Raw genomic sequence first — 7130 nt, 5'->3', positions numbered from 1 at the left:
ACCTGGTGGCGACGGCCGTGGGGTACGCCGACGGGCGGGCGTACCGGCCGGGCGGACGCGCCGCGCCGCGGCTGCGGGGCGCCGCGCGGCAGCTCGCCGTGGCGTTGCACCGGGCGCTGACCCGATGAGGGTGCTCGCGTCCCTGCTGCCGGCTCTGATCCTGGCGGCCGGGGTCGCGGGCGTGGCGTCCAGCGCCACCGACGACGTGCGGACGGCGGCCTCGCCGAGCGTCCCCGGCGGCGTGGGCGCCGCCGCGCGGGCCCGGCAGTGGCAGCTCCGGGCGCTGCGCCTGCCCGAGGCGTGGCGGGAGAGCAGGGGCGCGGGCGTGCTGGTGGCCGTGCTGGACACCGGGGTGAACGGCCGCCACCCCGACCTGCGGGGCGTCGTGACCCAGGGCCCCGACCTGACCGGCGCGCCCAAGCGCCTGTGGGGGCACCACGGCACCGCCATGGCCGGCCTGATCGCCGGCCGCGGGCACGGCGAGGGACGCACCGAGGGCGTGGTCGGCGTCGCCCCCGCGGCGCGGGTGCTGTCGATCAGGGTCACGCTGGAGAACACCGACCCGCTGCGCGCCGAACGGCGTGCCGGCCGCCGCGACGCCCTGGCCGCGGGCATCAGGTACGCGGCCGACCACGGCGCGGACGTGATCAGCATGTCCCTCGGCGGCGGCAGCGGCGCGTGGGAGGGCTCGGCGGCCGAGGAGGAGGCCGTGCAGTACGCGATCGCCCGCGGCGTGGTCCTGGTGGCCTCGGCCGGGAACGACGGCGACACGACCAACAGGAAGAACTTCCCGGCCGCCTACCCGGGCGTCATCGCGGTGGGCGCGGTGGACCGGCGGCTGAGGGTGGCCCCCTTCTCCAACCGCCAGGACTACCTGTCGGTGGTCGCGCCGGGCACCGACATCGTCACGGCCGACGGCGCCGAGGGGTACGTGGCGGGCGACGGCACGAGCTCGGCGGCGGCCATGGTCGCGGGCGTGGCGGCCCTGGTGCGGTCGGCCCATCCGGGGCTGTCGCCGTACCACGTGCGCATGGCCATCGAGCGCGGCGCCAGGAGGCGGCCCACGAGCGGCCACAGCCGCGCCTACGGGCACGGGGTGGCCGACGCGCCGCTCGCCCTGCGGGAGGCCCGGCGGCTGGCGCACGGGACGCTCTCACCGGCCGCGCGGCCCGGCCCCGACGTCGGGCGGGGGCCGGCCGCGCCGCCCGCCTCCAGGGCGCCGGTGGTGGCCGGGATGGTGGTGCTGGCGGCGGCCATGTCGGCGCGGGTGGTCACCACCCGGCGGAGGCGCCGGAGGGATTCACCCTAGCAAGCGCTTGTGTGATACTCCTGGCTATGACCTTAGCGATCGACGGCTGGTTCGCCATCGACGGGGACGGCGCCACCCACCTCATCGGCACCACCTGCCTGACCTGCGGGACCGTCGCCTTCCCGCCGCAGCGGGGCCTGTGCCGCAATCCGCGCTGCGAGGGCGAGGAGACGGCCGAGACCCGGCTGCCGCGGCGCGGGCGGGTCTGGTCCTACACCGACGCCTGCTACCCGCCGCCGGAGCCGTACGTGGCGGCACGGCCGTACCGGCCGGTCACGCTGGCCGCCGTCGAGCACGACGGCGCGGGGCTGGTGGTGCTCGGCCAGGTCAAGGACCTCACGGTGAGCGACCTGGAGGTGGGCATGGAGCTGGAGCTCGTCCACGGGCCGCTGGCCGACGGCCCGCTGGTGTGGATGTGGGGGCGGGCCTCGTGAGCGCGGTGGTGGTGCTCGGCGCGGGCATGCACCCGTGGGGCAAGTGGGGACGTCCCTTCGTCGAGTACGGCGTCGCCGCGGCCCGCGCCGCCCTCCGCGACGCCGGGGTGGCCTGGACCGACATCCAGTACGTGGTGGGGGCCGACACGATCAGGAACGGCTATCCGGGCTTCGTCTCCGGCGCGACCTACGCCCAGGCGCTCGGCTGGACGGGCGCCAGGATCGCCTCCTGCTACGCGGCCTGCGCGTCGGGGGCCCAGGCGGTGGACATCGCGCGCACCAGGATCCTGGCCGGGCTGTGCGACGTGGCGCTCGTGGTGGGCGCCGACTCCACCCCCAAGGGCTTCTTCAAGCCCGTCGGCGGCGACCGGCACGACGACCCCGACTGGTTGCGCTTCCGCCTCCTCGGCGCCGCCAACCCCGCCTACTTCGGCCTCTACGCCCGCCGGCGCATGGCCCTGTACGGCTCCACCAGCGACGACTTCGCCGCCGTCAAGGTCAAGAACGCGCTCGCCGGCTCGCTCAACCCCATGGCCCGCTACCGCGCCCGGGTCACGGCGGAGGAGGTGCTCGCCTCGCCCATGGTGGCCGACCCGCTGCGCCTGATGGACATCTGCGCCACCTCCGACGGCGGCGCCGCGGTCGTCCTGGCCTCGGAGGCGTACGCCAGGCGTCTCGGCGCGACGGCCCCGGTGCGCCTGGCGGCCGTCTCCACGGTGACGCCGACCTTCCCCAACGCGGTCCTGGAGCTGCCGAACTTCGCCACCGACTCCTGCGCCGCCGTCCCCGCGCCGGAGAGGCCGTTCAGGGCCGCGATCGCGCACGCCGCCTATGAGGAGGCCGGTCTGGGCCCCGAGGACGTCTCCTTCGCCGAGGTGTACGACCTGTCCACCGCCCTGGAGCTGGACTGGGTCGAGGACGTCGGCCTGTGCCCGCCGGGCGAGGCGGACAAGCTCCTGCGGGCGGGCGAGACCGCGCTCGGCGGCCGGGTGCCGGTCAATCCGTCGGGCGGCCTGGCCTCCTTCGGCGAGGCGATCCCGGCCCAGGCGATCGCGCAACTCTGCGAGCTGACGAACCAGCTGCGCGGGGCGGCGGGCGCGCGCCAGGTGCCCGGCGCGCGCGTCGGCCTCGCGGTCAACCAGGGGTTGTTCGGCCACGGCTCGGCCATCGTGGCCACGACGTGAGAAGACCCTCCGGGAGCTTTCCCGGAGGGTCTTCAGGTCATCCCGCGTGGACCACGTCGTGCGTCTCGGCGAAGTGACAGGCGCTCTCGTGCCCGGTCCCCGTCCGGATCTGCAGCAACGGCTCCTCCTCCGCGCAGATCTCCTGCGCCTTCCAGCAGCGGGTGCGGAAGCGGCACCCCGACGGCGGGTTGGCGGGCGAGGGCGGGTCGCCCTGCAGGATGATCCGCTCACGCTGCTCCCGGCCCTCGGGGTCGGGAACCGGCACCGCCGACAGCAGCGCCTGCGTGTACGGATGAGCGGGCTTGTCGTAGATCTCGACGTCCTTGCCGAGCTCCACGAACTTGCCCAGGTACATCACACCCACCCGGTCGGAGATGTGGCGGACCACCGACAGGTCGTGGGCGATGAAGATGTAGGCCAGGTTGAACTCGTTCTGCAGCCGCTCCAGCAGGTTGATCACCTGGGCCTGGATCGACACGTCCAGCGCCGAGACGGGCTCGTCGCAGACGATGATCTCCGGCTGCAGCGCCAGGCCGCGGGCGATGCCGATGCGCTGCCGCTGGCCGCCCGAGAACTGGTGCGGGTAGCGGTTGATGTGGTCGGGGTTGAGCCCGACGACCTCCAGCAGCTCCTGCACCTTGCGGCGGCGGTCGCCCTTGGGCGCCACCTCCGTGTGGATCTCGTACGGCTCGCCGATGATGTCACCGACGGTCATCCGGGGGTTCAGCGAGGTGTACGGGTCCTGCATCACCATCTGGATGTTGCGGCGCATGCGCTTCAGGTCGCCGCCCCTGGCCTTGGCGATGTCCTTGCCGTTGATCTTCACCGACCCGGAGGTCGGCCGCTCCAACGCCATCAGCACCTTGGCCAGTGTGGACTTGCCGCAGCCCGACTCGCCCACGATGCCCAGGGTCTCGCCCCTGTTCAGATCGAACGACACGCCGTCGACGGCCTTGATCGCGCCGATCTGCTTCTTGAGGACGATGCCCTGGGTCAGGGGGAAGTGCTTGACCAGGTCGCGAACCTCGAGGATGCGCTCACTGCTGCTCGCCATCGAGGACCTCCCTCCAGTAGTGGCAGGCGCTGCCACGCGTGCCGCTGATCTCGTAGAGCTGGGGGGCGCTGGTCACGCAGTTGTCCTGCCGGTACGGGCACCGCGGGTTGAACGCGCATCCGCTCGGCAGGTCGAGCAGGTTGGGCGGCAGACCCTTGATCGCGTACAGCTCCTGGCCCTTGAGGTCCACCCGGGGGATGGACTCCAGCAGACCCTTCGTGTACGGGTGCCCCGGCGCCCGGTAGATGTCGTGCACAGGGGCGTTCTCCACGATCCGGCCGGCGTACATGACCGAGATCTTGTCGGCCACGTCCGCCACGACGCCCAGGTCGTGGGTGATCAGGATCATGCCCATCTGGCTCTCGCGCTGCAGCTCGGCCAGCAGTTCCATGATCTGCGCCTGGACCGTCACGTCCAGCGCGGTGGTCGGCTCGTCCGCGATCAGGACCTCGGGGTCGAGCGCGATCGACATCGCGATCATGATGCGCTGCCGCATGCCGCCCGAGAACTGGTGCGGATAGTCGTTGACGCGCTGCCGGGCGGCCGGGATGCGGACCTTGTCCATCAGCTCGACGGCCTTGTTCAGGCCGTCACGCTTGGACATGCCGCGGTGGACCCGGAACATCTCGCTGATCTGCCAGCCCACGGTGAACACCGGGTTGAGCGCCGAGAGGGCGTCCTGGAAGACCATCGCGATGCGCTGGCCGCGCACCTGGGTGCGGGCGTCGTCCGAGAGCTTGAGCAGGTCGGTGCCCTTGAAGCGGATCTCGCCCTTGGGGATGACGGCCGGCGGCATGTCCAGGATGCCCATGATCGCCTGAGCGGTCACGGACTTGCCCGAACCGGACTCGCCGAGCACCGCCAGCGTCTCACCGGGGTTGACCGTGTAGCTCACGCCGTTCACCGCGCGCACGACGCCCTGACGCGTACGGAACTCCACGTGCAGGTTGTCCACCGCGAGCAGCGGCTCGTTGCCCAGCCCTCCCTCGGCGGGCAACACGTCTGTCGACGTCTTCTTCACTTGATCCCCCCTTCTACCTGAGCTTCGGATCGAGAGCGTCGCGCACGGCGTCGCCCAGCATGATGAACGCCAGCACCGTGACGCTCAGGAACAGGGCCGGGAAGAACAGCGGCAGCGACGCGTCGAGGAACCGCGGCCGGGCGTCGGCGATCATGAGGCCCCACGAGATGTCCGGCGACTGCACGCCGACCCCGAGGAACGACAGCGCCGCCTCCGCCGCGATGTAGCCGCCGAGGTTGATCGTGCTGACCACGATCACCGGCGCCAGCGAGTTCGGCAGCAGGTGCTTGAACATGATCCGCCACTGGCCCGCGCCCACCGCCCGCGCGGCGACCACGAAGTCCTGGCTCTTGGCCGTGATCACCGAGGCCCGCATGATGCGGAACACCATCGGCCATCCGAGCACCGCCAGGGCCGCGATGACCAGCAGGATGCTGTTGATGCCGCTGTCACGGAAGGTGGCGGCGATCAGCAGGGCGCCCAGGATCGGCGGGATGGCGAAGAAGATCTCGGTGACCCGGGAGGAGACCGAGTCGATCACGCCGGCGCGGAAGCCGGCGAAGAGGCCGAGCAGACCGCCCACGATCATGGTGAGGATCGTGGTCGTCACGCCGATCACGATGGAGTTGCGGGCGCCGTAGATCGTCCTGGCGAACACGTCACAGCCCTGGCTGTCCTTGCCGAACGGGTGTCCCACGCTGGGGAGCTGCCGGGCGGTGGACAGGTCGCAGGTCTGGGCGTTGGTCGGGTCGATCGAGGTGAACAACGACGGCCAGAACGCCATGACCAGCAGGATCGCGATCAGTACCGCGGAGATGATGAACATCGGCCGGCGACGCAGGTCGTACCAGGCGTCGGTCCACAGGCTGGCGGGCTTCTCCTGCTTCTGCTTCCCGCGCCTGCCCTGCTTCTCGGGGGACGGCGGCGCCGGGACCTCCGTGACCAGCGACTTCGCTTCCGGCAGCATGGGCCCGACGTTTGCTTCGTTACTCATAGCGGATCCTCGGGTCGAGCACTGCGTACAACATGTCGACGACCAGGTTGGCCAGGATGTAGATCAGCACCAGCACGGTCACGATGCCCACGACGACCGGTTGTTCTCGCAGCAGGATCGATTGGAACAGCTGGTTGCCGATGCCCGGCAGGTTGAAGATCGTCTCCGTGATGACCGCGCCGCCCATCAGGTTCCCGAGGTCGGCGCCGAGGTAGGTGACCAGCGGGATCAGCGCGTTGCGGAGTCCGTGCCTGCCGATGACGCGGCGTTTGGACAGGCCCTTGGCGGTCGCCGTGCGGATGTAGTCGGCGCGCAGTGTCTCCACCAGGCTCGTCCGCGTCAACCTGGTGAGATAGGCGATCGACGTGCCGGCGAGCACGAAACCGGGCAGCAGATAGCTGCGGAACCCGGCCGAGATGCCCGCCACGGGGAAGATGTCGCTCCCCGTCCACAGCTTGAGCTTGACTCCGAGCACGAGCTGGAGCACGAAGCCCGTCACCAGAGTGGGGACGGAGATCAGCAGCAGCGTCGAGGCGAGGATGGCGGTGTCGGAGGCCTTGCCGCGGCGCAGAGCCGCCCACAGGCCGAGGCCGACGCCGACGATGGCCTCCATGACGAGAGCCGTCAGCGCGAGGTTCAGCGTGACCTGGAACTTGCCGGCCATGAGCTGCGAGACCGGGATCCTGGAGAAGGTGGTTCCGAAGTCTCCGTGCAGGAGCACGCCGCTGAGGTAGTACCAGTACTGCAGCAGCAGCGGGTCATTCAGGTGGTATTGGTCGCGCAGGACCTCGGCCACCGCCGGGTCCAGGCGCTTCTCGCCCGCCAGTGCCTGGATGGGGTCGCCGGGCAGGGCGAAGACGATCGCGAAGATGAGTAGCGTGGCGCCGAGCAGGACGGGTATCGCCTGCAGCAGTCGCCTGATGACATAACGGCCCATTCAAGCCCTCCGGTACATGCGTGGAGGCAGTCACCTTCGTAGCCGCGGTTTGCCCGGCCCCAAGTGACTGCCTCCAAGCTCAGTCCTCCGAGGGGCGGACGGCAAGAGCCGTCCGCCCGGCGAATGACCACAGGCCGACTCCAAGTCGGCCCACAGAACCTGGTTGAGCAGCTTCAACTTGTCGCCCTTGACGTTGG

At 71.0% G+C, this 7130-nt stretch carries 7 protein-coding genes; 3 read left to right on the top strand and 4 right to left on the bottom strand.

From position 1 onward, the window contains the following. The first annotated feature begins 124 nt into the window (after window positions 1-124). From ABZ815_RS52205 to ABZ815_RS52195, 3 genes are read left to right on the top strand one after another with little or no spacing between them, the layout of a single operon-like run. Window positions 125-1309 (top strand): S8 family serine peptidase, encoded by a 1185-nt coding sequence (locus ABZ815_RS52205; RefSeq protein ID WP_357710900.1) that lies wholly within the window; start codon window positions 125-127, stop codon window positions 1307-1309. A gap of 26 nt (window positions 1310-1335) precedes the next feature. Continuing rightward, the gene (locus ABZ815_RS52200; RefSeq protein WP_357710897.1) at window positions 1336-1743 is read left to right on the top strand and encodes an OB-fold domain-containing protein; all 408 of its coding nucleotides are present in this window, start codon (window positions 1336-1338) and stop codon (window positions 1741-1743) included. Next, a complete protein-coding gene (locus tag ABZ815_RS52195; protein WP_357710894.1) occupies window positions 1740-2927 on the top strand; it encodes a lipid-transfer protein in 1188 nt (395 codons plus the stop codon). Before ABZ815_RS52200 ends, ABZ815_RS52195 begins: the two co-directional genes overlap by 4 nt. Window positions 2928-2964: 37 nt before the next feature. Here the strand turns inward: ABZ815_RS52195 and ABZ815_RS52190 are convergent, their stop codons facing one another. Genes ABZ815_RS52190 through ABZ815_RS52175 form a run of 4 tightly spaced genes read right to left on the bottom strand, consistent with a single transcriptional unit; the run spans window position 2965 to window position 6933 of the window. After that, window positions 2965-3981, bottom strand: coding sequence for a dipeptide ABC transporter ATP-binding protein (locus tag ABZ815_RS52190; RefSeq protein ID WP_357710891.1), 1017 nt, complete (start codon window positions 3979-3981; stop codon window positions 2965-2967). Next, entirely contained in the window at window positions 3965-5002 is a 1038-nt protein-coding gene (locus ABZ815_RS52185) for an ABC transporter ATP-binding protein (RefSeq protein ID WP_357710888.1), read from the bottom strand. Before ABZ815_RS52185 ends, ABZ815_RS52190 begins: the two co-directional genes overlap by 17 nt. A gap of 13 nt (window positions 5003-5015) precedes the next feature. After that, window positions 5016-5996 carry an ABC transporter permease gene (locus tag ABZ815_RS52180; protein ID WP_357710886.1) on the bottom strand — a complete coding sequence of 327 codons (981 nt, stop codon included), beginning with the start codon at window positions 5994-5996 and terminating at the stop codon, window positions 5016-5018. Then, on the bottom strand, window positions 5989-6933 hold the full coding sequence (locus ABZ815_RS52175; RefSeq protein ID WP_357710883.1) for an ABC transporter permease: 945 nt from the start codon (window positions 6931-6933) through the stop codon (window positions 5989-5991). The genes ABZ815_RS52180 and ABZ815_RS52175 overlap by 8 nt, the downstream gene beginning before the upstream one ends. Window positions 6934-7130 lie beyond the last annotated feature (197 nt).

The sequence above is a fragment of the Nonomuraea sp. NPDC047529 genome, from assembly GCF_040642995.1.
In the GTDB taxonomy this organism is placed as follows: domain Bacteria; phylum Actinomycetota; class Actinomycetes; order Streptosporangiales; family Streptosporangiaceae; genus Nonomuraea.
This window is presented reverse-complemented; position numbering and strand designations above follow the sequence as displayed.

What these genes read in the sequence shown, in the direction of transcription:
- ABZ815_RS52205 (WP_357710900.1), top strand. Translation starts at nt 125, where the DNA reads ATGAGGGTGCTCGCGTCCCTGCTGCCGGCTCTGATCCTGGCGGCCGGG.
- ABZ815_RS52200 (WP_357710897.1), top strand. Translation starts at nt 1,336, where the DNA reads ATGACCTTAGCGATCGACGGCTGGTTCGCCATCGACGGGGACGGCGCC.
- ABZ815_RS52190 (WP_357710891.1), bottom strand. Translation starts at nt 3,981, where the DNA reads ATGGCGAGCAGCAGTGAGCGCATCCTCGAGGTTCGCGACCTGGTCAAG.
- ABZ815_RS52180 (WP_357710886.1), bottom strand. Translation starts at nt 5,996, where the DNA reads ATGAGTAACGAAGCAAACGTCGGGCCCATGCTGCCGGAAGCGAAGTCG.
- ABZ815_RS52175 (WP_357710883.1), bottom strand. Translation starts at nt 6,933, where the DNA reads ATGGGCCGTTATGTCATCAGGCGACTGCTGCAGGCGATACCCGTCCTG.